Source organism: Ornithinimicrobium jinqii (assembly GCF_045032595.1).
In the GTDB taxonomy this organism is placed as follows: domain Bacteria; phylum Actinomycetota; class Actinomycetes; order Actinomycetales; family Dermatophilaceae; genus Ornithinicoccus.
This window is the reverse complement of the sequence record NZ_JBJFZS010000018.1, coordinates 199,564-222,011: the sequence shown is the minus strand read 5'-3', so window position 1 is coordinate 222,011 and position 22,448 is coordinate 199,564. Positions and strand designations below refer to the sequence as shown.

Here is a 22,448-nt window from a genome sequence, read left to right as displayed (position 1 = left end):
TCCTGACCTCGTGGCACTCACCATCGGAATCGTCGGCCTGCCCAACGTCGGCAAGTCGACCCTCTTCAACGCCCTGACCAAGAATTCTGTGCTCGCGGCGAACTACCCGTTCGCGACGATCGAGCCGAACGTCGGGGTGGTCCCGCTCAAGGACGCCCGGCTGGCCCGGCTCGCCGAGATCCACGGCAGCGCCCGGATCCTGCCCGCGACCGTCAGCTTCGTCGACATCGCCGGCATCGTCCGGGGCGCGAGCGAGGGGGAGGGGCTGGGCAACAAGTTCCTGGCCAACATCCGCGAGGCCGACGCGATCTGCCAGGTGGTCCGCGTCTTCCGCGACGACGACGTCGTGCACGTGGACGGCAAGGTCTCCCCGCGGGACGACATCGAGACGATCAACACCGAGCTGATCCTGGCCGACCTGCAGACGCTGGAGAGCGCCGTCCCGCGCCTGGAGAAGGAGGTCAAGGGCAAGAAGGCCGACAAGGCGGTCCTCGACACCGCGCTGGCCGCCCGCACGGTGCTGGAGCGCGGGGACACGCTGTATGCCGCGGGGGAGGCTGCGGGCGTCGACCTGAGGCTGGCGCGGGCGCTGGGTCTGCTGACCACCAAGCCGTTCATCTACGTGTTCAACCTGGACGAGGACGGGCTCACGGACGCCGCGCTGCACGACGAGCTCGCGGCGCTGGTCGCGCCCGCCGAGGCCGTCTACCTCAACGCCAAGCTGGAGGCGGACCTGGCCGACCTCGACGACGAGGAGGCCCGGGAGCTGCTCGAGTCGGTCGGGGTCCAGGAGCCCGGGCTGGACCAGCTCGCCCGCATCGGCTTCGTCACCCTCGGGCTGCAGACCTACCTGACCGCCGGGCCCAAGGAGTCGCGCGCCTGGACGATCCGGCAGGGCTGGACCGCACCGCAGGCCGCCGGCGTCATCCACACCGACTTCGAGCGCGGCTTCATCAAGGCCGAGGTCGTCTCCTTCGCCGCTCTCGACGAGGCCGGCTCGATGGCCGACGCCAAGGCGGCCGGCAAGGTCCGCATCGAGGGCAAGGACTACGTGATGGCGGACGGAGACGTGGTGGAGTTCCGCTTCAACGTCTAGGCCCGGCACCCCGCTCACCACGGCCGGGCGTCGGTCGTCCGGTCGTGCGCACGGTCGTCCGGCGGCGGTTCGTAGGCCCAGGCTTCCGTGGGATCGTCCCCCCCACACGTCCGGCACCTCGACGGGGTCGCACCCGGCACGGCAGGACGGACTGTCCCACTCCGGACGACGGTCCCAGCCTGAGGGAGGGCGCGCCAGGATCTCGGCCTCGACCAGCGCGCGACGGACCACGCCCCGGCCGACCAGCCGCTCGAGCTCCTCGGTCAGACCACGCTGCTCGACGGCGTGCAGCAGCTCGTGCCGGAGCCCGTCGACCCCGCGACGTGCGTCCGTCCCAGTTGCCTCGCCAACGGGTCCAGCGCGAGACCGCTGCCGCACGGACGGACGAGGTCTCGTCGTCCTCCTCGGTCCAGGGCTGACCGCTGCGGACGGGGCGGGACGGTCCTGGCCCCGGCAGGAGCCGGAGGTTCATGACGCCCTCCCGGTGAGCCGCCCGCCGACACCCAGGGTGGCGCGGTCGGCCGCCGCGCGTCCCTGGAGATAGCCTCCGTAGTCGCTGATCTGTCGGGCGCGGCCGGTCTGCAGCTGCGGAAAGATCTCACGGAGGCGTGCCTGCACGTCCACCTTGCGGCGGCTGAGCACCAGCGCCAGCGGGTCGGCGCGCACCGGCTCAGCCGTCGTCTCGGCCCCTTCGGCGCTCGCGCCGGCGGAGAGCCTGGCGCTCGCGGCCGACTCCTCCGCGCTGCTCGTCTGCTCGAGCCGCTGGCCGATCCGGGTGGCGAAACCGAGCAGGAAGGAGGAGCGGAACCCGCGGGACCGGGCGGCGTCACCCTGCTGCTGACCTTCGCGCCGCATCGCGCTCGTGGCCTGGACGAGGAGGGACGTGAAGAGCAGCTCGACCGCCCGACGGTCGGCCTCGGAGCCGACGACGGTGGCGAACCCGGCGAACTGGCTCCAGACCGCCCTGCACCGGTTCGCCGTGCAGATCTGGTGCAGCAGCTGCATCTTCGGCCCCTCGTAGGGTCGGTCGACGGTCAGCCGGACGGCGTCGGGTCCGCGGCCCGGTCGGTCCGGGTCGGAGGCGTCGAGCATCGCCCGGTCGATCCGGTGCCGTGCCATGAGCGACTGCGCGGCGGCGGTGAAGGTCTCGGCCTCGGCCTCGTAGGGGGTGCCCTCCGCCTGGGCCAGCAGGCGGCGCACCCTGGTCAGCAGCTTGTCGTCGACGGGTGGGGTCCCACGGCCGTGGCGCTGACGCTCCCCCGGGAGCGCCCCGATCACCGCGAGCGCGGGCAGCTGCTCGACGAAGACGGTCGCCTCGACGGTGGCCCGGCACGAGTCCTGCCACTCGCTGGCGGGGTCCTCCGGGTCGTCCGCCCTGCGGCGCCTCGCGCCGGAGGTGGTCGTCCCTCCGACCTCCTCGAGCTGCTGCCACCATCCCGGGTCGACCTGGCCGCGGGGGTAGGTGGCGAGCTCGGCACGCATCCCCTCGGCCAGGAGGTCTCCGGTCGGGGCGTCCAGGGTGCGCCGGGCGTAGCGGTCGACGTCGGCCGGCTGCCACCCCCGGGGCCAGACCTCGGAGACCGCCTGCCGCAGCGCCGCCGCCAGCGCGGCCGTGACGGCCCTCCGCAGCGTCGGGTCGTCGACCCGGTCCACGGCGGTCCGGCTCAGGACCGACAGCGGGACCCGACGGGCACGCCTGTGCCGCAGCAGCTCCGCGACGACCGTCGCCGCCTGCTCGATGACGTCCGCCGCCTGCGCGCCGCGTCCTGCGTGGTCGTCGCTCGTCGCCATGGACCGTCCTCCCCAACCTCGTGTGCGTGGTCCAGACACCGTGGCACGCCGCACCGACGTGGAGGCGCCTGTCCACAGCCGGTTCGCTCAGGACGTGGCTCACCGCGGGGGATGTGGACAGCGGGCCGGCCGGTCAGGACCGGACGATCTCGTCGTCCACGAAGACGTGCGTGGACACCCGCAGACCGGCCAGGGTCATCACGACCGCGCTGCTCATGAGCAGCAGGAGCGCCACCGTCCAGCCCTGGGTCGCGTCCCGGACCAGCCCGACCGCGAACGGCCCCGCGGCGGCCAGCGTGTAGCCGAGCGGCTGGACGAACCCGGAGAGTCGTGCAGTGACCCGCGGGTCACGGGTCCGTGCGGTGATGAGGGCGATCGCCGTGGGGAAGGCGAAGCCGGAGAGGCCGAGGCAGGTCGCCCACAACCACGGGACGACGGCGGGGGCGAGGAGCAGTCCGGTGTAGCCGGCGACCATGAGCACGCCGAAGGACACCATCCACGGGGCCAGGGTGCGGGACCGGGCGATGACGGTGGGCATCGAGAGGCCGCCGACGATGCCGACCGAGGTGAGCAGCGAGACGAGGAGCCCGGCGTAGGTGGCCGAGAGCCCGGCGTCCCGGTAGATCTGCGGCAGCCACCCGAACTGCACGTAGGCGTTCATCGCCTGGATGCCGAAGAGCAGGGTCAGCGCCACGGCGGTGGGGGAGCGCCACAGGGTCCCGATGTCCGCGGTGGACCCCACCCGGAAGTCTGCCGGGTCGCGGTGCTCGCGCACCGCGATCACCACCCACGGCACCAGCGCCGCCACGGCCACCACACCCCATACCCCCAGCGCTGCTCGCCAGCCCAGCGAGGAGGCGCCGCTGACCGGTGCCGCCAGGGCGGCCGCTGAGGCGCCGCCCAGGGTCAGACCCGCGCTGTAGAAGGTCATGAGCCGCACACCCCCGTCCTGGGCGTGGCGCTTGATCCACGCGGGCACCAGCACGTTGCCCACCGCCATCCCACCCAGCGCCAGCGCGCTGAGCGCGAGGAAGACAGGCACCGACCCCGTCCCGGCACGCGCCACCAGACCGACGACCACGGCCAGCAGCCCCAGGCTGATGCCGACGGTCATGCCGACCCGACGGGCGAGCCCGACGGCGAGCGCGCCGACCACCCCGAAGCACAGCCCGGGGAGGGCCGTCATCAGGCCTGCGGTGCCAGGGCTCATCCCGAGCCCGGCGCGCAGCTCCGCCAGCACGGGTCCGAGCACGGAGGCGCCGGGGCGCAGGTTGACCGAGATGAGGACCACCGCCGTCAGCGCCAGACCCACGCCGACGGGCCCACCGTGGGCCCCGGGTCGGGGGGCGGCGGGCGGGGTGGTCACCAGGTGAGTCCTATCACCCGGCGCGGTCGTGCCCGGCATCGGCCCCGCGCCGTCGCGGCGGGTCCGGTCCTCCGTTGCTAGCCTGGGGGTGAGCCCGACCGGCTCCCGGACGAGGGTGGTCGTACCCGGCACGCGACAAGACGACCACGGGAAGGTCGTCATGGCATGGGTCGTGCTTGTCCTGTCGGGGCTGTTCGAGGCGGTGTGGGCCACCGCGCTCTCGCGCATCGACTCCTGGGGCCGCACCGGCCCCATCGTGGTCTTCGTGCTGGGGCTGAGCGTGTCGATGGCGGGCCTGGGGTGGGCGATGCGGTCGATCCCCGTCGGCACCGCCTACGCGGTGTGGGTGGGTATCGGGGCGGCCACCACGGTGGGGTATGCCGTGGCCTCCGGCGCTGAGCCGTTCGGCTGGCTCAAGCTGCTGCTGGTCCTGGGGATCATCGCCTGCGTCGTCGGGCTCAAGCTGGTGCCCTGACCGGGCAGGTGCCCCGGGCCGGTCAGGGCACCAGCGGTGGCCTCAGCCGCGCAGGCCGTCGATCACCGCGTTGAAGGTGGGCGACGGGCGCATGGCGGCCGTCGTCTTCTGCTCGTCGGGGTGGTAGTAGCCGCCGAGGTCGACCGGCGACCCCTGGACGTCGAGCAGCTCCTGGACGATCTGGGTCTCCTTCGTGCCGAGTTCCTCGGCGACCGGCGCGAAGGCCTGGGCCAGCTCGGTGTCCTGCGTCTGCTCGGCCAGCGCCTGCGCCCAGTAGAGCGCGAGGTAGAAGTGGCTGCCCCGGTTGTCGATCTGACCCAGCCTGCGAGCGGGGGACCGGTCCTCGGTCAGCACCCGCTCGGTGGCCCGGTCCAGCGCGTCGCCGAGGACGGCGGCCCGCGGGTTGTCGTTGGTCTGGGCCAGGTGGCGCAGGGACTCCGCGATCGCGAGGAACTCGCCCAGGCTGTCCCAGCGCAGGTAGTTCTCCTTCTGCAGCTGCTGCACGTGCTTGGGGGCCGAGCCCCCGGCGCCCGTCTCGAAGAGGCCTCCGCCGTTCATCAGCGGGACCACCGAGAGCATCTTCGCGCTCGTGCCGACCTCGAGGATGGGGAAGAGGTCGGTGTTGTAGTCGCGCAGCACGTTGCCGGTGACCGAGATGGTGTCCTGGCCCTGGCGGATGCGCTCCACCGACAGCGTCGTCGCCTCCACGGGGGAGAGGACCCGGATGTCCAGGCCGTCGGTGTCGTGCTCCCGCAGGTATGCCGTGACCTTGGCGATGAGGTTGGCGTCGTGGGCGCGGTCCTCGTCGAGCCAGAAGACGGCCGGGTCCCCGGTCGCGCGGGCGCGACCGACGGCCAGCTTGACCCAGTCGCGGACCGGCTCGTCCTGGGTCTGGCAGGCCCGCCAGATGTCGCCGGCACGCACCTCGTGCTCCATGAGCACCTCGCCGGCGGCGTCGACGACCTGCACCCTGCCGTCGGCGGCGATCTCGAAGGTCTTGTCGTGCGAGCCGTACTCCTCGGCCTTCTTGGCCATCAGGCCGACGTTGGGCACCGAGCCCATCGTCGTCGGGTCGTAGGCCCCGTGCGCCTTGCAGTCTTCGATGACGGCCTGGTAGACGCCGGCGTAGGAGGAGTCGGGGATGACCGCGATCGTGTCGTCCTCCTCGCCCTGCGGCCCCCAGAGCTTGCCGCCGTTGCGGATCATGGCCGGCATCGAGGCGTCGACGATCACGTCGCTGGGCACGTGCAGGTTGGTGATGCCCTTGTCCGAGTTGACCATCGACAGCCGGGGCAGCCGGGCCAGCCGGGCCTCGACGGCGGCGCGGACGTCGGCGGCCTGCTCGCCCAGGGCGTCCAGGCCGGCCAGGATGCCCCCGAGGCCGTCGTTGGCGGTCAGGCCGGCGGCGGCCAGCTGGTCGCCGTACTGCTCGAAGACGTCGGCGAAGAAGACCTCGACCGCGTGGCCGAAGATGATCGGGTCGGAGACCTTCATCATCGTGGCCTTCAGGTGCAGGCTCAGGAGCACGTCCTCGTCGGCGGCAGCGCGGACCTGCTCGTCCAGGAACGAGCGGAGGGCCGCCACGTCCATGAAGGTGCCGTCCACGACCTCGCCGGCCAGCACCGGCAGCGACTCCTTGAGCACGGTCTGCGTGCCGTCGGTGGCCAGGTGGCGGATCGTGAGGGTGTCGTCGGCGGGGAGCACCACGGACTGCTCGTTGCTCGCGAAGTCGCGGGAGCCCATCGTCGCGACGCGGGTGCGGCTGTCGGCCGACCAGGCCCCCATCGAGTGCGGGCGCGAGCGGGCGTAGTTCTTGACGGCCTCGGGTGCGCGCCGGTCGGAGTTGCCCTCGCGGAGCACGGGGTTCACGGCCGAACCCTGGACCCTGTCGTAGCGCGTCCGCACCTCGCGCTCCTCGTCGGTGCCCGCCGACTCGGGGTAGTCCGGGATGTCGTAGCCCTGCGACTGCAGCTCGGTGATCGCGGCCTTGAGCTGCGGCAGGGAGGCGGAGACGTTGGGCAGCTTGATGATGTTGGCCTGGGGCGTGGTCGCGAGCTGCCCCAGCTCGGCCAGGGCGTCGGGCTCGCGCTGGTCGTCGGTGAGACGGTCGGGGAACTGCGCCAGGATGCGGGCCGCGAGCGAGATGTCGCGCGTCTGGATCTCGATGCCCGCCGCGCCGGCGAAGGCCTCGACCACGGGCTTGAGCGAGTAGGTCGCCAGCAGGGGGGCCTCGTCGGTGCGGGTGTAGATGATCGTGGACATCCTGGCGTCCTCCAACGGTCGAACGGTGTGTGCGGGGCGGTCAGGACGAGGCTACTCGACGGCTCTCCTCGCCCCGGCGGGGACGCCGCTGGCTAGGATGGGAACCAGGTCCTGCGCAGCAGGTCCCGCACACGGAGGTGATGTCGGTGTCGGCACAGTCGGGTCGTCGGGTCGTCGTGGGCGCGGACGGGGGCGTGACCGACGGGGCGGCCGTCCCGTGGGCCGCCGAGCACGCCAGACGCACAGGCATGCCGTTGCTCGTGGTGCACGCGAGCGAGCCGGAGGCGCTCGCGGCGCGGGCCGCGGGCGCGGGGGCCCCGGACATCACCGCGCTGCTGGAGGCGGAGGAGGAGCGGGTCGACGTCGTGCGTCGTCGGATCGCCGAGCTCGCCGGGGAGCTGGGCGTGGAGGCCGAGGTGTCGGTCGAGCACGGTTCGCCCGTGCGGGCGCTGCTCGCGCACGAGGACGAGGCGGAGCTCATCGTCGTCGGGACGGGCCGCAAGGGGGCCCTGGAGGAGTTCGTGCTCGGCACCACCTCGATCGGGGTGGCGGCGCACGCCACGTGCCCGGTCGTGGTCATCAACCCCGAGGTCGACGTGTCCACCCTCACGCGCGGCGTGGTGGCGGTCGCCGTGGACGGCAGCGCGGACAGCGTGGCGGGTGCGGAGGCAGCGATCGCGCTCGCCGCCTCCACCGGCTCCCGGCTCGTCGCGGTCACCACGTGGTACCTCGAGGTGGTCGACGGCTACGTGGTGACCGAGCCGGACAGCCCGGAGTGGCAGCAGCTCGAGGCCGAGCGGCGGGCCATGGTCGAGAGGGCGCTGGTGGTGGCGCGCGCAGCGCACCCCGACGTGCCCGTCGAGGTCCAGGTCCGGCGCGGCCCGTCGGTGAGCACGCTGTGCGACGCGGCCTCCACCGCTGACGTCCTGGTCATCGGAAGCCGTGGTCTGGGTGGGGTCCGGGGACGGCTGCTCGGTTCGGTCAGCCAGCGGCTGATGCGCTCGTCGGCCGTGCCGGTGATGGTGGTCACGCGACGCCGCTGACTGCGGGCGGTTCCACGCACCGGGCTCCCGGGTCGCCCTGAACTCACTCGCGCTCGGCGAGAGCCTCTGCCGCCCGCTCGGCCAGGGTCGTCCCGGCCCCCTCGTAGATCTGCACGACGACGTCGGCGCCGAGCTCCTGGTACTCCGCCACCTCGGTGTCGTACCGGGCCACGACGGCGACCACGCCGGTGTAGTCGCTGGCGGTCAGCTCCCTCAGGGCGAGCCTGCCGGCCCCGTGGAAGGGCATGGCCAGCACGACGATGTCGACCTGACCGGTCGACTCCAGCCGGGCCCAGAAGTCACCGTCGGCGGCGTCCGCCTCGACGATCGTGAACCCCTCCTCGCGCAGGTCCTCGACGCGGGTGGGCAGGTTCTCGACCCCGAGGACCTTCAGGCCGTTCACCTCGGCCAGCTCGGTGTAGGCGGCCCGACCGACCCGTCCCATGCCCATGACGACGGCGCGGGCCGAGCCGAAGGAGATGGGCTGCTCGTGCGGGTGGACGTCGTTCGGCGGGTGCATCGGCATCACCCGACGGGCGAGCCGGAGCCACCAGTCGGACCGGGCGTTGAGCGCGGTCGCCACGACGAAGCTGGCGGCCACCGCCACCGACATCACCGTGAGCCACGCCTCGTCGAGCAGCCCGGCCGTCGTCGCGACGGCGGTGACGATGAGCCCGAACTCCGAGAAGTTGCCGAGGAGCAGCCCTGCCTTGACCGACGTGCGCCGACGCAGCCGGTGCCGGTCGAGCAGCCACACGTAGAGCAGCACCTGGGCGGGCAGGAGCAGCAGGAGCGACAGACCCAGGGCCACCGTCTCCAGGCTCGCCGACCCGCCGAAGCCGATCGAGATGAAGAACCCGACAAGCAGCAGGTCCTTGAGGTCGAAGAGGCGGTGCGAGAGCTCGCTGGCCGCGGCGTCGCCGGCCAGCAGCATGCCGACGACGAGCGCCCCGAGGTCGCCCTTGAGACCGACCGTCTCGAACGCGGCATACCCCGGCCCCAGGGCCATGGCCAGGCCGAACAGGGCCTGCATCTCCCCGGGCGGCACGAGCCGCCAGGTGCGGCGGGCGACCCACCCGAGCGGCCACAGCCCCAGCAGCAGCGGGACCGCCCACACGCTCGGCAGCTCGCCGGTGGTGGCGGTCATGAAGATGACCGCCACGAGGTCCTGGATCACCAGGATGCCGATGGCGACCCGGCCGTAGAACGACTGCAGCTCGGCCTTGTCCTCGAGCACCTTGACGACGAAGACGGTGGAGGAGAAGGACAGGGCGAAGGCGATGAGTGCCATGGTCCCCACCTCGGCACCGGCCAGCAGGGGGAAGCCCAGCAGGGCGAGCAGCCACAGGAAGCCGGTGCCGACGGCCACGGACAGAGCGACGTGGGCGCCGGTCGTGACCCACACCTCGCGCCCGAGCAGGCTGCGCAGGTCCAGCTTGAGGCCGATGCCGAAGAGCAGGAGGGTCACGCCCAGCTCGGCGATGAAGTCGAGGTAGGGCAACTCGCGCACCCCCACGGCCTCGAGCACGAACCCGGCCAGCAGGAAACCCAGCAGGGCGGGCAGGCGAACGAGGGAGAAGAGCAGGCCGGCGGCGAAGGTGGCCGCCAGGAAGAAGGCGATGTCGGTCACAGGACACCCCCTGCGGTCACGGGTCCAACCGGGTCAGGGTGATTCTCCCACCGCCGTCGGCCTGCGCGTCATCCAGCCCGGACCGATGCTCTCCGGGTCCAGGGCGATGCGGCCGAAGCGCTGCACGAGCATCTGCCAGTCCCGGTGCAGCTCGTTCTGGTGGCGGCGCAGCGCCACGAGCTCGGACTCCTCCGACGCGGAGCGGCGTCCGCCGTGCCAGCCGGCGACGATGTCGGCGTCCACCTCGGGGTGGAACTGCACGCCCCAGGCCCGAGGGCCGAAGCGCACCGCCTGGGGCGTGCCGTCCGGAGCGGTGGCCAGCACGACGGCCCGTCGGGGCAGCCGCACGGCCACGTCGTCGTTCCAGTGCAGGACCCGGCTGCCCGGCGCGAGCAGTCCGGTCAGCTCGTCGAGCCGACCCGCAGCGGTGGGTGCGAAGGGGGTGATCGCGCGCGTGCTCCCGGTGGGGTTCGGCCGCACCTGGCCGCCGAGGGCGACCGTGGCCAGCTGGTGGCCCAGGCAGACACCCAGGAAGGGCAGGCCGGCGGCGACCGTCGCGCCGATGAGCGCCTTGGTGGGCAGCAACCAGCGGTGCTCGGCCTCGTCGTCCGCGCCCATCTGACCGCCCAGGACGACCAGGGCGACGTGGTCGACCAGGGCAGCCGGCAGGGCCCGACCACGGTGGGCCGCGAGCACGTCGCAGTCCAGCCCCACCCGTCGCAGCCAGGGCTCGAGAAGGCCGACGGGGCACGTGTCCTCGTGCTGGACCACCAGCGCACGGGGCAGGGGGGACATGGCCGCAGGCTACTCCTGCCCGAGCGGGTCCCCTCGGTCAGCCCGTGGCGTCGGTGACGCCCTTGGCGCCCAGGCTGGCGTCCATCTCCGCGCTCGTGTCGACCGGGCTCCCGACCGCCTCGGCACGGACCTCGTGACGCTGCAGCTCGCCGCTGGCGATCTGCTCGGCCCAGTGGCAGGCGACCCGGTGGCTCGCGGGCGTGCCCTCGACGTCGACCAGGCGCAGCTCGGGGCGCTCGTCGTCGCAGCGCGTCGGCTGCCGCCAGGGGCAGCGGGTGTGGAAGCGGCAGCCGGACGGCGGGTTGGCGGGGGAGGGCAGGTCGCCGACGAGCAGGATCTGCTCACGGGTGTCCTCGACCGTGGGGTCCGGCACCGGGACGGCGGAGAGCAGCGCCCGGGTGTAGGGATGGAGCGGGTCGCCGTAGAGGTCGTCGGCGTCGGCCTCCTCGACCAGCGCCCCGAGGTACATCACGCCAACGCGGTCGCAGATGTGCCGGACGACCGCGAGGTCGTGGGCGATGATCAGGTAGGTGAGGCCCAGCTGTGCCTGCAGGTCGTCCAGGAGGTTGATCACCTGGGCCTGCACCGAGACGTCCAGGGCGCTCACCGGCTCGTCGGCCACGATGAGCTGGGGGTCGACCGACAAGGCCCGGGCGATGCCCACGCGCTGACGCTGGCCCCCCGAGAACTCGTGGGGGTACTTGGCCAGGGCGGTGCCGGGCAGGCCGACGGCGTGCAGCAGCTCGGTCAACCGCTGTCGGGCGTCGATGCCCTTGGTGAGACCGTGCGCCCGCATCCCCTCCAGGAGCAGCTGCTCCACGGTCTGCCGGGGGTCGAGGCTGCCGAGCGGGTCCTGGAAGACCATCTGCATGTGGCGGCGCTGGGTCCGCAGCGCCTCGCCCTTGAGGGACGCCAGGTCCGTGCCGTCGAAGAACACGTGGCCCTCGGTGAGCTCCTCGAGCTGCAGCACGGCCCGGCCGAACGTCGACTTGCCGCACCCGGACTCGCCGACGAGGCCGTAGGTCTCACCGCGGCGGAGCCGCAGGTCCATCCCGTCGACGGCGTAGACGTAGCCGACCGTGCGGTCGAAGACCAGCCCCTTCTTGATGGGGAAGTGCACCTTGACCCCCTGCACGTCCAGCAGGATGTCGTCCTCGGAGCTCATCGGCCGGTCTCCTCTGCCTGCGGGGCGTCGTCCAGCGGGTTGGACTCCAGCGGGTTGTGGCAGCGCAGCAGACGGTCCTCGCCCAGGCCATCGCGGTCCGGGACCAGCTCGGGGGTCCGCTCACGGCATACCGCGGTCTCCGAGGAGCACCGGGGCGCGAACGCGCACCCGGTCGACCACGGGATGTTGTCGGCCACCGACCCCGGGACGGGGGTCAGTCGTCGACCGCGCTCCTCGTGCAGGCGCGGGATGGAGGCGAGGAGGCCGCCGGTGTAGGGGTGGCGGGGCTTGGCGAAGAGGTCGTGCCGCCGCGCCCGCTCGACGATGCGGCCACCGTAGAGGACGTTGACCTCGGTGCACAGCCCGGCGACGACGCCCAGGTCGTGCGTGATCATGATCAGCGCCGTGCCGGACTCCGTGACGAGCTCCTTGAGCAGCGCCAGGATCTGGGCCTGGATCGTGACGTCGAGCGCCGTCGTGGGCTCGTCGGCGATGAGGAGCCGGGGCTCGCAGGCCAGCGCCATCGCGATGAGGGCGCGCTGGCGCATGCCGCCGGAGAGCTGGTGGGGATACTCCTTCAGCCGCCGGGTCGGGTCGGGGATCCCGACCTTGTCGAGCAGCTCGGCGGAGCGGGACAGGGCCGCACCCTTCTTCATCCCCCGGTGCCGCTGGAGCACCTCGGCGACCTGGATGCCGAGCGGGACGACGGGGTTGAGGGAGGAGAGCGGGTCCTGGAAGATCATCGCCAGGTCACGGCCACGGCGGTCGCGCATCTGGTCCCCCCGCAGGCTGAGGAGCTCGTCCCCGTCGAAGCGGACGCTGCCCTCGACCGTGTTGCCACGGGCCGGCAGCAGGCCCATGATCGCGAGGGAGGTGACGGACTTGCCGCAGCCCGACTCCCCGACGAGGCCGACGGTCTGCCCCGGGAAGACGTCGAAGCTCACCGCGTCGACGGCCGTGAACGCCTCCGCCCCGCGTCCGAAGGTGACGGTGAGGTCGCGCACGGACAGGAGCGGCTCGCCGGCGGTGCTCGTGGCGCCCGAGGCGTAGGTCGTGGTGCTGGGTCCGTCGGTCATCGTGTCCGCTCCTTAGCGCCGGGACTTGGGGTCGAGGGCCTCGCGCAGGGACTCGCCCATCAGCGTGAAGCCCAGTGCGACGACGATGATGCACAGGGCCGGGTAGACGGCGATGTGCGGGTAGGAGTTGAAGAAGACCTGGGCCCTGCCCAGCATCTGCCCCCACTCCGGGAGCGAGTCGTCGGGGTTGCCGAGGCCGAGGAAGGACAGGGCGGCGGCGTCGATGATCGACACGGCGAGGACGAGCGTGCCCTGGACGATGACCGGGCCGATCGAGTTGGGGAGCATGTGGCGGAAGACGATGGCCGGCGCCCGCACCCCCAGGGCGCGGGCGGCGAGCACGTGGTCGCTGTGCCGCTGGGCCATCATCGAGCCGCGCAGCAGGCGGGCGAAGATCGGGATCTGGATGATGGCGATCGCCAGGATCACCGTCCACTGGCTGGGCCGGGCGAAGATGGCCGCGATCGAGAAGGCCATGAGCAGGCTGGGGATCGAGAGCATGACGTCGACGACGCGCATGATGAGGTTGTCGACCCGACCGCCGATCCCGCCGGCGAGGGTGCCGAGGACGAGGCCGCCCAGCAGGCCGCCCAGCGTGGCAAGGACACCGACGATGAGCGTCTGACGGGCGCCGACGAGGAGCCGCGAGAACAGGTCGCGCCCCGCGTTGTCACCGCCGAGCGGGTAGCCCGGCTGCGGCGGGGGGATGGGGGTGGCCGGGGTGACCTGGTCGATGAGGTCCCGGGCGCGCGGGTCGTGCGGGGCGATCCACGGGGCGATGATCGCGATGATGACGAAGACCGTCACGATCCCCAGCCCCACGAGGAAGATGGGGTCGCGACGCAGCCGCAGCCAGGCGCTCTGCCACAGGCTGACGCCCTCCTCGGCGGACAGCGAGCCAGCCTCCGCGAGGGCGTCGATGCGGGCCTTCTTCCGGTCGCGCATCGTGCCGAGCGGGCCGGGCTCGCGGGCGGTGTCGTCGCCCGGCTCCGGCGTGAGGTTGTCGCTCACGGGTGCCTCCTCAGGTCCGGACGCGCGGGTCGATGACCGCGTAGGCGATGTCGACGAGCAGGTTGACGATGATGTAGATGAAGGCCGACATGATGATCAGCACCTGGAGCACGGGATAGTCGCGCTGCTCGAAGCCGATCGCGAACGCCTGGCCGATGCCCTGGAAGGCGAAGACCTTCTCGGTGAGGATCGCCCCGCCGAGCAGGGCGCCGACCTGCAGCCCGACGATGGTCACGACCGGGATCAGCGCGTTCCGCATGATGTGCCGGGTCCGGATGACGCTGCTGGTCAGGCCCTTGGCGCGCGCGGTCCGCACGTAGTCCTCGTCCATGACGTCGATGACCGCGGCCCGGGTGATGCGGAAGGTCACCGCGAACGGGATGGAGGACAGGGCGATGGCGGGCAGGACGAGATGCCGCAGCGCGTCCCAGACGGCGTCCCACTCGCGGGTCAGCACCCCGTCCAGGACGTACATGTTGGTGATGTGGGTGGCGTCGATCCCGACGCTCTGCCGCCCTGACGGGGGCAGCCAGCCCAGCTGCACGGCGAAGACGTACTTGAGGACGTAGGCGAGGAAGAACACCGGGACCGCGACGCCGACCAGGGAGAAGACAACGCTGCCGGTGTCCAGGGGGCCGCCCCGGCGGCGGGCCGCGGCATACCCGAGGGGGATGGCGAAGGTGAGGGCGATGAGCAGCGCGAAGAAGCTCAGCTCGATGGTGGCGGGGAACCTCTGGATGAAGACGTCCAGGGCTGGCTGGCCGCGGTACACCCCGTTGGAGATGCCGAAGTCGCCCTGCACGGCCTTGACGATGAAGCGCCAGTACTGCACGAAGATCGGGTCGTCGAGCCCCAGCTGCTCGCGCAGCCGCGCCGCGCTCTCCGGGGTCCCGCGCTCGCCGAGCAGCGCGCTCACCACTCCTCCGGGGAGGGAGCGGAGCCAGGCGAAGAGCAGGATGCTCAGCACGAACAGGGCGACGACCGCCTGCAGCAGGCGGCGCACGATGAACCTCAGCACGGGTCCTCCTGGAGGCGGGGAGGGGTGGGGAGAACGGGGGGTGGTGGACCGACGGCGACCGGCGACGGACCGGGTCTTCTCAACCCGGTCCGTCGCCAGTGTGCTGCGGGGCGTGAGCCCGGGCAGCGTCAGCTCACTCGGTGATGGTGACCGTCGAGAAGTCCTCGGCGGTCAGCGGGCTCTGCACGAGACCCTGCACGTTCTCGGCCACGACGATGGCCGGCGGGCTGTGCGACAGCGGCAGACCGGGCAGCCACTCGGGGCTCATGATCGCCGTGTTGAGCTCCTCGTAGAGGGCGGTGCGGGCCGCCTCGTCGGGCTCGGCGTCCGCGGCCGCGATCTGGTCCTGCAGGTCACCGTGCCAGTCGTGGGCAGAGGTGCCGAACTGGTTGTCGTCGCCGCAGAAGAAGGCGCACAGGAAGTTGTCCGCCGAGTTGAGGTCGCCGGTCCAGCCCAGGAAGAAGGCGGGTGCCTGCGAGGCCTGGGTGCCGTCGATGTACCCACCGGCCCACGGCTTGGTGACGGGCTCGACGGTGATGCCGGCCGCCTCCCAGTCCGCCTTGACCGCGTCGTAGATGCGCGAGGGGTCCGGCATGTAGGGACGGGTGACCTCGGAGGGGTACCAGAGCTCGATCGTGAGGTCGGACTTGCCGGCCTCCTCGAGCAGGCTCTTGGCCTTCTCGACGTCGTACTCGTACGGCGCGATGTCGGCGCTCCAGCCGCTGACGGTGTCCGGCATGAACTGCGTGGCGACGGCCGCACCCTCCGGCAGCTGCGAGCTGACGAGCTGCTCGCGGTTGAGCGCGTGGTAGAGCGCCTGCCGGACCAGCGGGTCCTCGAGCTGCGGGTCGGCGACCGGGTTCAGCGCCAGGTAGAGGATGTTGAACGGGTCGCGGATGAGAACCTGGTTGCCGCCGTCCTCCAGCGCCTGCCAGTCGACGGGGTTGGGCAGGTCGTAGCCCTGGATGGTGCCGGCCTCGAGCTCCTGACGACGCGCGTTCTCGTCGGGGATGATCTTGAAGACCAGGCTGGCCACGCCGGCCGGCTCGCCCCAGAACTCCTCGTTGCGGGCCAGCGTGACGGTGCCACCGGCGTTGTCGTAGGCCTCGAAGGTGAACGGCCCGGTGCCGGTCGGGTGCGACGTGGCGTACTCCGGGAACACGAAGGCCTCGCCCTCCAGGGCGATGCCGTTGGCGTCGTACTCCTCCATCGCGGTCGGCGACTGGATGGCGTAGGAGGACTGCGAGAGCACCATCGGGAACTTGCCGGTGGCACGGGTGACGGTGACCTGGGCGGTGAGGTCGTCGGTGGCCTCGCAGCTCTCGAAGAGGGTGTCCTCGCCGAACCCGAAGTCGTTGCCGTAGTAGTAGGCGCCCGACGGGCTCTGGCCGGCCTCGTTCTGGTCCGCCCAGCGGTCGAAGTTGGCGCAGACGGCCTCGGCGTCGAGGTCGGTGCCGTCGTGGAACTGCACCCCCTCCTGGATGGCGAAGTCCCAGACCAGACCGTCTTCGCTGGGGGTCCACTCGGTGGCCAGCTCGGGGACGGCCTCGGTGCCGCCCTCCTCGATGCCGATGAGGTTCTGGAAGATCTGGCGCGTGACCCGGAAGGTCTCGCCGTCACTGGCGTAGAACGGGTCGAAGGTGGTCGGGGCGCCCGCGGCGCCGAACACGAAGGTGGCGTCACTGCTTTCGCCACCGGTCTCGCCGCCGGCGTCCTCGGTGCCGGTGGCACCGTCGTCGGCCGGGGTGTCGTCGTCACGCTGCGACTCTGCGCAGGACGTGAGCACAAGAGCGAGCGCGGCGCTGGTCGCGAGCGCGCCCACCATGCGGTTCTTCATCGTGCCTCCTAGAAGGGCTGTCGTCCGGACACAGGGCGTCCGGTCGAGGTGATCGGACCACACCGGAGGGGTGCCTGGGAAGAGGCACGCGCAAGTCGTGACGGGACTGTGACCTGCCCGGACGTCGCGTCAAGCCCCCCGCGTGGCAGCGCCGGGATGATGGGGGTATGCCGCACCGCCCCCGCACGACCGTCTCTGCGGTCGCCCTCGTCGACGACCTCGACCGCCCGACCCGGCTGCTGGCCGCCCGCCGGACGGGGCCTCCGGCGCTCGCCGGGGGCTGGGAGTTCCCCGGCGGCAAGGTGGAGCCGGGGGAGGAGCCCGAGGTTGCCGCGCGCAGGGAGGCCCTCGAGGAGCTGGGGGTTCGGGTGCGCCTGGGCGACCGCGTCGGCGGCACCTGGCCGCTGGGCCCGACGCACGAGATGCTGCTCTGGTGGGCGCAGGCGCTGCCCGGCGAGCCCGAGCCCGTGCCGCTCGAGGACCACGACCAGCTGCGCTGGCTCACGCCGGCGCAGCTGGGTGAGGTGCCGTGGCTGACCAACGACCTGCCGGTCGTCGAGCACGTGGCGGGCCTGCTGCACCCCCGCGCGGACGTCGGGGCGGACGGAGGACGCCCGCACACCTGAGAGAATGGGGTCCATGCCCCTTCACGAGACCGGATCCGACGTGCGCGCCGAGCGCAAGGACATCAGAAACGTGGCCATCGTGGCGCACGTCGACCACGGCAAGACGACCCTGGTCGACGCCATGCTCACCCAGGGCGGCGCCTTCGCCCAGCACCGGTCGCCCGGCGACGACGTCGAGCGCGTCATGGACTCCGGTGACCTCGAGCGGGAGAAGGGGATCACGATCCTCGCGAAGAACACCGCGATCCACTACGCCGGGGCCCACGCGCCAAGGGGCGGCATGACGATCAACATCATCGACACCCCCGGCCACGCCGACTTCGGTGGCGAGGTGGAGCGCGGCCTGTCGATGGTCGACGGTGTCGTGCTCCTCGTCGACGCGTCCGAGGGGCCGCTGCCCCAGACCCGCTTCGTGCTGCGCAAGGCGCTGGCCGCGCACATGCCCGTGGTGCTGTGCATCAACAAGGTCGACCGTCCCGACAGCCGCATCGGCGCGGTCGTCGACGAGGTCTACTCCCTCTTCATGGACCTTCTCGACGACCACGACCCGGAGGTCGTCGAGCAGGCCCTCAACTTCCCCGTGGTCTACGCCTCGGCGCGGGCGGGACGGGCCTCCCTCACCGCGCCCGCGGACGGGGAGATGCCGGACAGCCCGGACCTCGAGCCGCTCTTCAAGACCATCCTGGACACGGTCCCGGCACCGACCTACACCGAGGGCCACCCCCTCCAGGCCCACGTCACCAACCTCGACTCCAGCCCCTTCCTGGGCCGCCTGGCCCTGTGCCGCGTGCACGAGGGCACGATCCGCAAGGGTCAGCAGGTCGCCTGGTGCCGCCGCGACGGCAGCATCGAGCGGGTCAAGATCACCGAGCTGCTCGTCACCGAGGGCCTGGAGCGCACCTCTGCGCTGCAGGCGTCCCAGGGCGACATCATCGCGATCGCCGGCATCCCGGAGATCACCATCGGCGAGACCCTCGCCGACGCCGAGGACCCTCGCCCGCTGCCGCTCATCACGGTCGACGAGCCGGCCATCTCGATGACGATCGGCACCAACACCTCTCCCCTGGCCGGACGGGTCAAGGGCTCCAAGGTCACCGCACGACTGGTCAAGGACCGTCTCGACAAGGAGCTGGTCGGCAACGTCTCGCTGCGCATCCTGCCGACCGAGCGCCCCGACACCTGGGAGGTCCAGGGCCGTGGCGAGCTGGCGCTGGCGATCCTCGTGGAGCAGATGCGCCGCGAGGGCTTCGAGCTCACGGTCGGCAAGCCGCAGGTGGTGACCAAGGAGATCGACGGCAAGCTGCACGAGCCCGTCGAGCGACTGACGATCGACACCCCCGAGGAGCACCTCGGCACCATCACCCAGCTGATGGCCTCCCGCAAGGGCCGCATGGAGCAGATGACCAACCACGGCACCGGGTGGGTCCGGATGGAGTACGTCGTGCCGTCGCGAGGCCTGATCGGGTTCCGGACCGAGTTCCTCACCGAGACGCGCGGGACCGGCATCGCGCACCACGTCTTCGACGGCTACGTCCCCTGGTTCGGCGAGATCCGCACCCGTCAGTCCGGCTCCCTCGTCTCCGACCGCACCGGCGTGGCCACCACCTACGCGATGTTCAACCTCCAGGAGCGCGGCACGATGTTCCTCGAGCCGACGACCGAGGTCTACGAGGGCATGATCGTGGGCGAGAACTCCCGCGCCGACGACATGGACGTCAACATCACCAAGGAGCGCAAGCTCACCAACGTCCGGTCCGCGGGGGCCGACGTGCTCGAGCGGCTGGTCCCGCCACGGCTGCTCTCGCTCGAGCAGTCGCTGGAGTTCTGCCGCGAGGACGAGTGCGTCGAGGTCACGCCGGAGGCGGTGCGCGTCCGCAAGGTCGTCCTCGACGGAAACCTGCGGGCCCGCACGGCAGCCCGGGCCCGCAACAACCCGTGACCGGACCCGTGGGCGGCCACGGTCGACCCGACCTGCGCGACGGCATACCCGGGGACCTCGGCCGACCCCTGCGGCTGGTCGCGGTCCACGCGCACCCCGACGACGAGACCCTCGCCACCGGGCTGACCCTGGCCCACCACGTCGAGGCGGGGGACGAGGTGCACGTCGTCACCGCCACGCTCGGGGAGGAGGGCGAGGTCATCCCGCCCGCGCTCGCGCACCTGGAGGGGACCGAGGGGCTCGGTCCGCACCGTCGGGATGAGGTCGCCGGGGCGACCGCGGCGCTCGGGGTGCGCCACCACTGGCTCGGAGGCGACCCGCCGCGCTGGCGCGACAGCGGCATGGCCGGGTCGTCCGCCGCCGCCCACCCCCGGGCCTTCGCCTCGGCCCCGGTGGACGAGGCTGCGACGGTTCTGGGCGGGATGCTGCTCGACCTGCGGCCCGACGTGGTCGTCACGTACGACCCGCACGGCGGCTACGGCCACCCGGACCACGTGCAGACGCACCGGGTCACGGTGGCGGCCGTGGCGATGCTGCCCGCCCACGTCCGCCCGCTCCTGTACGTCGTGCTCGTCCCCCGCAGCTGGGCACGGGAGGACCGTTCCTGGCTGGCGGCCCACGTGCCGCCGCGCACCACCGGCCCGGCCGGTGGCGTCGCCGTCGTCCCTGCTCCCGACGACCCGTTCCCCCCGGCGGTCGTCGACGACGGGCTCGTCACGCACGCCGTGGTCGACCCCGGCGCACTGCCCCGGCAGGTCGCAGCCCTGCGCGAGCAGCCGACCCAGGTGACGGTGCACGACGGGTGGTACACCCTCAGCAACGACGTCGCCGCGCGGCTTCCGGGCCGCGAGGGGTTCGCGCGCTGGGAGGGTGAGGACCGCTGAGCCAGGACGCCAGGCCCGAGGAGGTCGTCGACCCGGCCCGCTACCGCCAGACGATGGGACGGTTCGCGACCGGCGTCGCCGTCGTGACCTCGCGGCACCGGGGGCACGACGTCGCCCTCACCGTCGACTCCCTGACCAGCGTCTCGCTCGAGCCGGTACTGCTGCTCGTCTGCCTGCACGCGGAGGCGCGCGTGCTCGAGGCGGTCGAGGAGGGGCAGGGCTGGGCGGTGAGCATCCTGCCGGCCCGGCACCGGGCCGTGGCCACGTGGCTGGGCGAGCCCGGCCGGCCCCTGCACGACCAGCTAACGCGGGTGCCCCACACCCGGGGGGTCACGACGGGTGCCGCGCTGGTCGAGGGGGCGCTGGCCACCCTGGAGTGCCGCACCTGGGCCCTGCACCCCGCAGGCGACCACAGCATCGTCGTGGGTGAGGTGCTCTCCCTCCACGCGCCTCCGACGGACGATCCCGCGCTCGTCCACTACCGTGGGGGGCTGGGAGAGCTGCGCTGACCGGGACGGGCAGCCCCTCCGACGCAGTGCAGGACCGACCGTCCCCGACGATCCCCCCAGACCCCCACGGCCCCGGCCATGGAAGGACGACGCCAGATGACCGACCCCGCCCGACCGGGCCCCGGCCTGCCCGAGGAGCCCCCCGAGCGGCCCGGCACCGAGTGGGGCTCGGTGGTGCTGCGCCTCCTGGCTGCGCTGCTCGTCCTCGGTGGTGCCTACACCGCTGCGGCTCTCTACTTCCAGGACCGCCAGCCGGCCGGGATGAGCGTCGACGGGATCCAGGTCGGGTCGATGACCCGCGACCAGGCGGAGGAGCACCTGCAGGACGAGCTGGCGGACCGCCTCGTGGAGCCGGTGCGGGTGTCGGTGCGGGTCGACGGTTCCCCCGCGTCCGATGCCGAGCAGCTCGAGCTGGTGCCCCAGGAGTCCGGGCTGTCCTTCGACCTGGACGCGACCCTCGACGGGGCGACCGGGCTGAGCTTCGACCCCCGGGTGCTGTGGGCGCACGTGACCGGCGGGGGTCGCGCGCTGACACTGGTCGGCGCGGTCGACGAGGAGGCGCTCGGCGCGGCTGTCGAGAGGGCCGCCCAGGACTACGACGCCGAGCCGGTCGAGGGAGAGGTGTCCCTGACCGAGGAGGGGGTCGAGGTCGTCGCGGCCGAGCCCGGTCGGACTCTGGAGGTGCGAGAGACGGCCGCCGCGGTCGGCGAGGCCTGGCCCGACCGGACCGACGTCGAGGGGTCGGCGACCCTGGAGGACCCGCTCCTCACGCAGGAGGAGGTCGACCGCTTCACGGCCGAGGTGGTCGAGCCGGCGCTCGCCGAGCCCGTCTCGGTGACCGCGAGCCGGGGGTCCGGTGACAACGAGACGAGCGCGACCGCGGAGATCGCTCCTCGGGAGCTCGTCCAGCTGCTGGGCGTGGAGCAGGACGGACCCACCCTGTCGCTCACCGTCGACGACGACGCGGTCCTGGCCCGGATCCGTGAGGACCTGGGCCAGCTGGAGCGCGGGCCCCGAGACGTGACCGTGGCCCTGGACGGCGACGAGGTCGAGGTGGTCCCGTCGCGCTCCGGCACAGCGCTCGAGGAGGAGGGGCTCGTCGACGCGGTACGGGCGGCGCTCGAGGCCACCGGGGACGAGCGCACCGTGGAGGCCGAGCTCACGGAGGTCCCGCCCGCGGTCCCGACCTCGGTCTCCGAGGGCTGGGTGTTCCGCGAGATGGCCACCTTCGAGTCGCAGTTCCCGACCGCGGCGGGCAACGAGGCCCGCACCGCCAACCTGCGCGCCGGCGTCGAGCACGTGAATGGCACCGTGGTGATGCCCGGTGAGCAGTTCAGCCTGGCCCGTGCGCTGGGCGACATCAGTGTGGACGGAGGGTATGTCGAGGCGCCGATCATCCAGGACGGACGCCTCATCATGGGGGTGGGCGGAGGCCTGTCCCAGGTGTCCACCGTGGTGTTCAACGCCTCGTGGTTCGCCGGCGTGCAGCTGGACGAGCACACCCCGCACTCCTTCCACATCGCGCGCTACCCGGCCGGGCGGGAGGCCACCATCGCGATCCCGGTGATCGACAACCTGTGGACCAACGACACGGACAACCCCGTCGTCGTGCGTTCCCGGATCGACGGCGACCGGATCGTCATGACCTTCCTCGGCGAGCGGCAGTACGACGTGGAGACGATCGACGGGGAGTGGAGGGACCGCACGGAGGGCGAGCGTGTCGAGGACGACAGCCCCGAGTGCGTCCCGCAGAACCCGGCGGAGGGCTTCACGATCACCAACGTGCGCAGGCTGATCCAGGGCGGTGCCGAGGTCTACCGCGACGAGTTCACCACGACCTACATCCCGGCCGACGAGATCGTCTGCACCAACCCGGCCGCCGGGCGCTGACCGTCGACGGCGTCGGCCGAGGGACCCGTTGGGCC

Annotated in this window: 18 protein-coding genes and 1 riboswitch; of the genes, 8 read left to right on the top strand and 10 right to left on the bottom strand. The window is 72.3% G+C overall.

Annotation, left to right across the window (positions count from 1 at the left end; genetic code table 11):
* Window positions 1-10 precede the first annotated feature (10 nt).
* Entirely contained in the window at window positions 11-1,096 is a 1,086-nt protein-coding gene (ychF, locus tag ACI3ET_RS08735; RefSeq protein ID WP_405032628.1) for a redox-regulated ATPase YchF, read from the top strand.
* A gap of 468 nt (window positions 1,097-1,564) precedes the next feature.
* Here ychF and ACI3ET_RS08730 read toward each other — a convergent pair whose 3' ends face one another.
* On the bottom strand, window positions 1,565-2,887 hold the full coding sequence (locus ACI3ET_RS08730; RefSeq protein ID WP_405032627.1) for a DUF2786 domain-containing protein: 1,323 nt from the start codon (window positions 2,885-2,887) through the stop codon (window positions 1,565-1,567).
* Window positions 2,888-3,020: 133 nt separating this feature from the next.
* On the bottom strand, window positions 3,021-4,253 hold the full coding sequence (locus ACI3ET_RS08725) for an MFS transporter (protein ID WP_405032626.1): 1,233 nt from the start codon (window positions 4,251-4,253) through the stop codon (window positions 3,021-3,023).
* A gap of 85 nt (window positions 4,254-4,338) precedes the next feature.
* A riboswitch (guanidine-III (ykkC-III) riboswitch) is annotated at window positions 4,339-4,403 on the top strand.
* A gap of 10 nt (window positions 4,404-4,413) precedes the next feature.
* Here ACI3ET_RS08725 and ACI3ET_RS08720 point away from each other — a divergent pair.
* On the top strand, window positions 4,414-4,728 hold the full coding sequence (locus ACI3ET_RS08720; protein ID WP_405032625.1) for a DMT family transporter: 315 nt from the start codon (window positions 4,414-4,416) through the stop codon (window positions 4,726-4,728).
* Window positions 4,729-4,770: 42 nt separating this feature from the next.
* On the opposite strand, the gene ACI3ET_RS08715 is transcribed toward ACI3ET_RS08720, so the two are convergent.
* Complete coding sequence (locus ACI3ET_RS08715) at window positions 4,771-6,990, bottom strand: NADP-dependent isocitrate dehydrogenase (protein WP_405032624.1); 2,220 nt, start codon at window positions 6,988-6,990, stop codon at window positions 4,771-4,773.
* 146 nt (window positions 6,991-7,136) lie between these two features.
* Between ACI3ET_RS08715 and ACI3ET_RS08710 the strand changes: the two genes are divergently transcribed.
* Entirely contained in the window at window positions 7,137-8,033 is an 897-nt protein-coding gene (locus ACI3ET_RS08710; protein WP_405032623.1) for a universal stress protein, read from the top strand.
* A gap of 43 nt (window positions 8,034-8,076) precedes the next feature.
* Here the strand turns inward: ACI3ET_RS08710 and ACI3ET_RS08705 are convergent, their stop codons facing one another.
* From ACI3ET_RS08705 to ACI3ET_RS08675, 7 genes are all read right to left on the bottom strand, one after another.
* Window positions 8,077-9,663, bottom strand: coding sequence for a cation:proton antiporter domain-containing protein (locus ACI3ET_RS08705; RefSeq protein ID WP_405032622.1), 1,587 nt, complete (start codon window positions 9,661-9,663; stop codon window positions 8,077-8,079).
* A gap of 33 nt (window positions 9,664-9,696) precedes the next feature.
* Window positions 9,697-10,458 carry a type 1 glutamine amidotransferase gene (locus ACI3ET_RS08700; RefSeq protein WP_405032621.1) on the bottom strand — a complete coding sequence of 254 codons (762 nt, stop codon included), beginning with the start codon at window positions 10,456-10,458 and terminating at the stop codon, window positions 9,697-9,699.
* A gap of 37 nt (window positions 10,459-10,495) precedes the next feature.
* Window positions 10,496-11,623 (bottom strand): ABC transporter ATP-binding protein, encoded by a 1,128-nt coding sequence (locus ACI3ET_RS08695; protein ID WP_405032620.1) that lies wholly within the window; start codon window positions 11,621-11,623, stop codon window positions 10,496-10,498.
* Entirely contained in the window at window positions 11,620-12,699 is a 1,080-nt protein-coding gene (locus ACI3ET_RS08690) for an ABC transporter ATP-binding protein (RefSeq protein ID WP_405032618.1), read from the bottom strand. The genes ACI3ET_RS08695 and ACI3ET_RS08690 overlap by 4 nt, the downstream gene beginning before the upstream one ends.
* A gap of 12 nt (window positions 12,700-12,711) precedes the next feature.
* Window positions 12,712-13,644 carry an ABC transporter permease gene (locus ACI3ET_RS08685; RefSeq protein ID WP_405032660.1) on the bottom strand — a complete coding sequence of 311 codons (933 nt, stop codon included), beginning with the start codon at window positions 13,642-13,644 and terminating at the stop codon, window positions 12,712-12,714.
* A gap of 76 nt (window positions 13,645-13,720) precedes the next feature.
* Window positions 13,721-14,728 carry an ABC transporter permease gene (locus ACI3ET_RS08680; RefSeq protein WP_405032617.1) on the bottom strand — a complete coding sequence of 336 codons (1,008 nt, stop codon included), beginning with the start codon at window positions 14,726-14,728 and terminating at the stop codon, window positions 13,721-13,723.
* A gap of 133 nt (window positions 14,729-14,861) precedes the next feature.
* Complete coding sequence (locus ACI3ET_RS08675; protein ID WP_405032616.1) at window positions 14,862-16,565, bottom strand: ABC transporter substrate-binding protein; 1,704 nt, start codon at window positions 16,563-16,565, stop codon at window positions 14,862-14,864.
* A gap of 167 nt (window positions 16,566-16,732) precedes the next feature.
* Here ACI3ET_RS08675 and ACI3ET_RS08670 point away from each other — a divergent pair, with 167 nt between their 5' ends.
* The 5 genes from ACI3ET_RS08670 to ACI3ET_RS08650 all read left to right on the top strand — a co-directional run bounded on the left by ACI3ET_RS08670 (window position 16,733) and on the right by ACI3ET_RS08650 (window position 22,413).
* On the top strand, window positions 16,733-17,191 hold the full coding sequence (locus ACI3ET_RS08670; RefSeq protein WP_405032615.1) for a (deoxy)nucleoside triphosphate pyrophosphohydrolase: 459 nt from the start codon (window positions 16,733-16,735) through the stop codon (window positions 17,189-17,191).
* Between the two features lie 13 nt (window positions 17,192-17,204).
* Window positions 17,205-19,130, top strand: a complete 1,926-nt coding sequence (typA, locus tag ACI3ET_RS08665; protein ID WP_405032614.1) for a translational GTPase TypA — start codon at window positions 17,205-17,207, stop codon at window positions 19,128-19,130.
* A complete protein-coding gene (gene mshB, locus ACI3ET_RS08660) occupies window positions 19,127-20,014 on the top strand; it encodes an N-acetyl-1-D-myo-inositol-2-amino-2-deoxy-alpha-D-glucopyranoside deacetylase (protein WP_405032613.1) in 888 nt (295 codons plus the stop codon). Before typA ends, mshB begins: the two co-directional genes overlap by 4 nt.
* A 53-nt stretch (window positions 20,015-20,067) precedes the next feature.
* Complete coding sequence (locus tag ACI3ET_RS08655; RefSeq protein WP_405032612.1) at window positions 20,068-20,523, top strand: flavin reductase family protein; 456 nt, start codon at window positions 20,068-20,070, stop codon at window positions 20,521-20,523.
* A gap of 96 nt (window positions 20,524-20,619) precedes the next feature.
* Window positions 20,620-22,413 carry a VanW family protein gene (locus tag ACI3ET_RS08650; protein WP_405032611.1) on the top strand — a complete coding sequence of 598 codons (1,794 nt, stop codon included), beginning with the start codon at window positions 20,620-20,622 and terminating at the stop codon, window positions 22,411-22,413.
* Window positions 22,414-22,448 lie beyond the last annotated feature (35 nt).

What these genes read in the sequence shown, in the direction of transcription:
- ACI3ET_RS08720 (WP_405032625.1), top strand. Translation starts at nt 4,414, where the DNA reads ATGGCATGGGTCGTGCTTGTCCTGTCGGGGCTGTTCGAGGCGGTGTGG.
- ACI3ET_RS08675 (WP_405032616.1), bottom strand. Translation starts at nt 16,565, where the DNA reads ATGAAGAACCGCATGGTGGGCGCGCTCGCGACCAGCGCCGCGCTCGCT.
- ACI3ET_RS08730 (WP_405032627.1), bottom strand. Translation starts at nt 2,887, where the DNA reads ATGGCGACGAGCGACGACCACGCAGGACGCGGCGCGCAGGCGGCGGAC.
- ACI3ET_RS08655 (WP_405032612.1), top strand. Translation starts at nt 20,068, where the DNA reads ATGGGACGGTTCGCGACCGGCGTCGCCGTCGTGACCTCGCGGCACCGG.
- typA (WP_405032614.1), top strand. Translation starts at nt 17,205, where the DNA reads ATGCCCCTTCACGAGACCGGATCCGACGTGCGCGCCGAGCGCAAGGAC.
- ACI3ET_RS08695 (WP_405032620.1), bottom strand. Translation starts at nt 11,623, where the DNA reads ATGAGCTCCGAGGACGACATCCTGCTGGACGTGCAGGGGGTCAAGGTG.
- ACI3ET_RS08715 (WP_405032624.1), bottom strand. Translation starts at nt 6,990, where the DNA reads ATGTCCACGATCATCTACACCCGCACCGACGAGGCCCCCCTGCTGGCG.
- ACI3ET_RS08700 (WP_405032621.1), bottom strand. Translation starts at nt 10,458, where the DNA reads ATGTCCCCCCTGCCCCGTGCGCTGGTGGTCCAGCACGAGGACACGTGC.
- ACI3ET_RS08685 (WP_405032660.1), bottom strand. Translation starts at nt 13,644, where the DNA reads ATGCGCGACCGGAAGAAGGCCCGCATCGACGCCCTCGCGGAGGCTGGC.
- ACI3ET_RS08670 (WP_405032615.1), top strand. Translation starts at nt 16,733, where the DNA reads ATGCCGCACCGCCCCCGCACGACCGTCTCTGCGGTCGCCCTCGTCGAC.
- ACI3ET_RS08690 (WP_405032618.1), bottom strand. Translation starts at nt 12,699, where the DNA reads ATGACCGACGGACCCAGCACCACGACCTACGCCTCGGGCGCCACGAGC.
- ACI3ET_RS08650 (WP_405032611.1), top strand. Translation starts at nt 20,620, where the DNA reads ATGACCGACCCCGCCCGACCGGGCCCCGGCCTGCCCGAGGAGCCCCCC.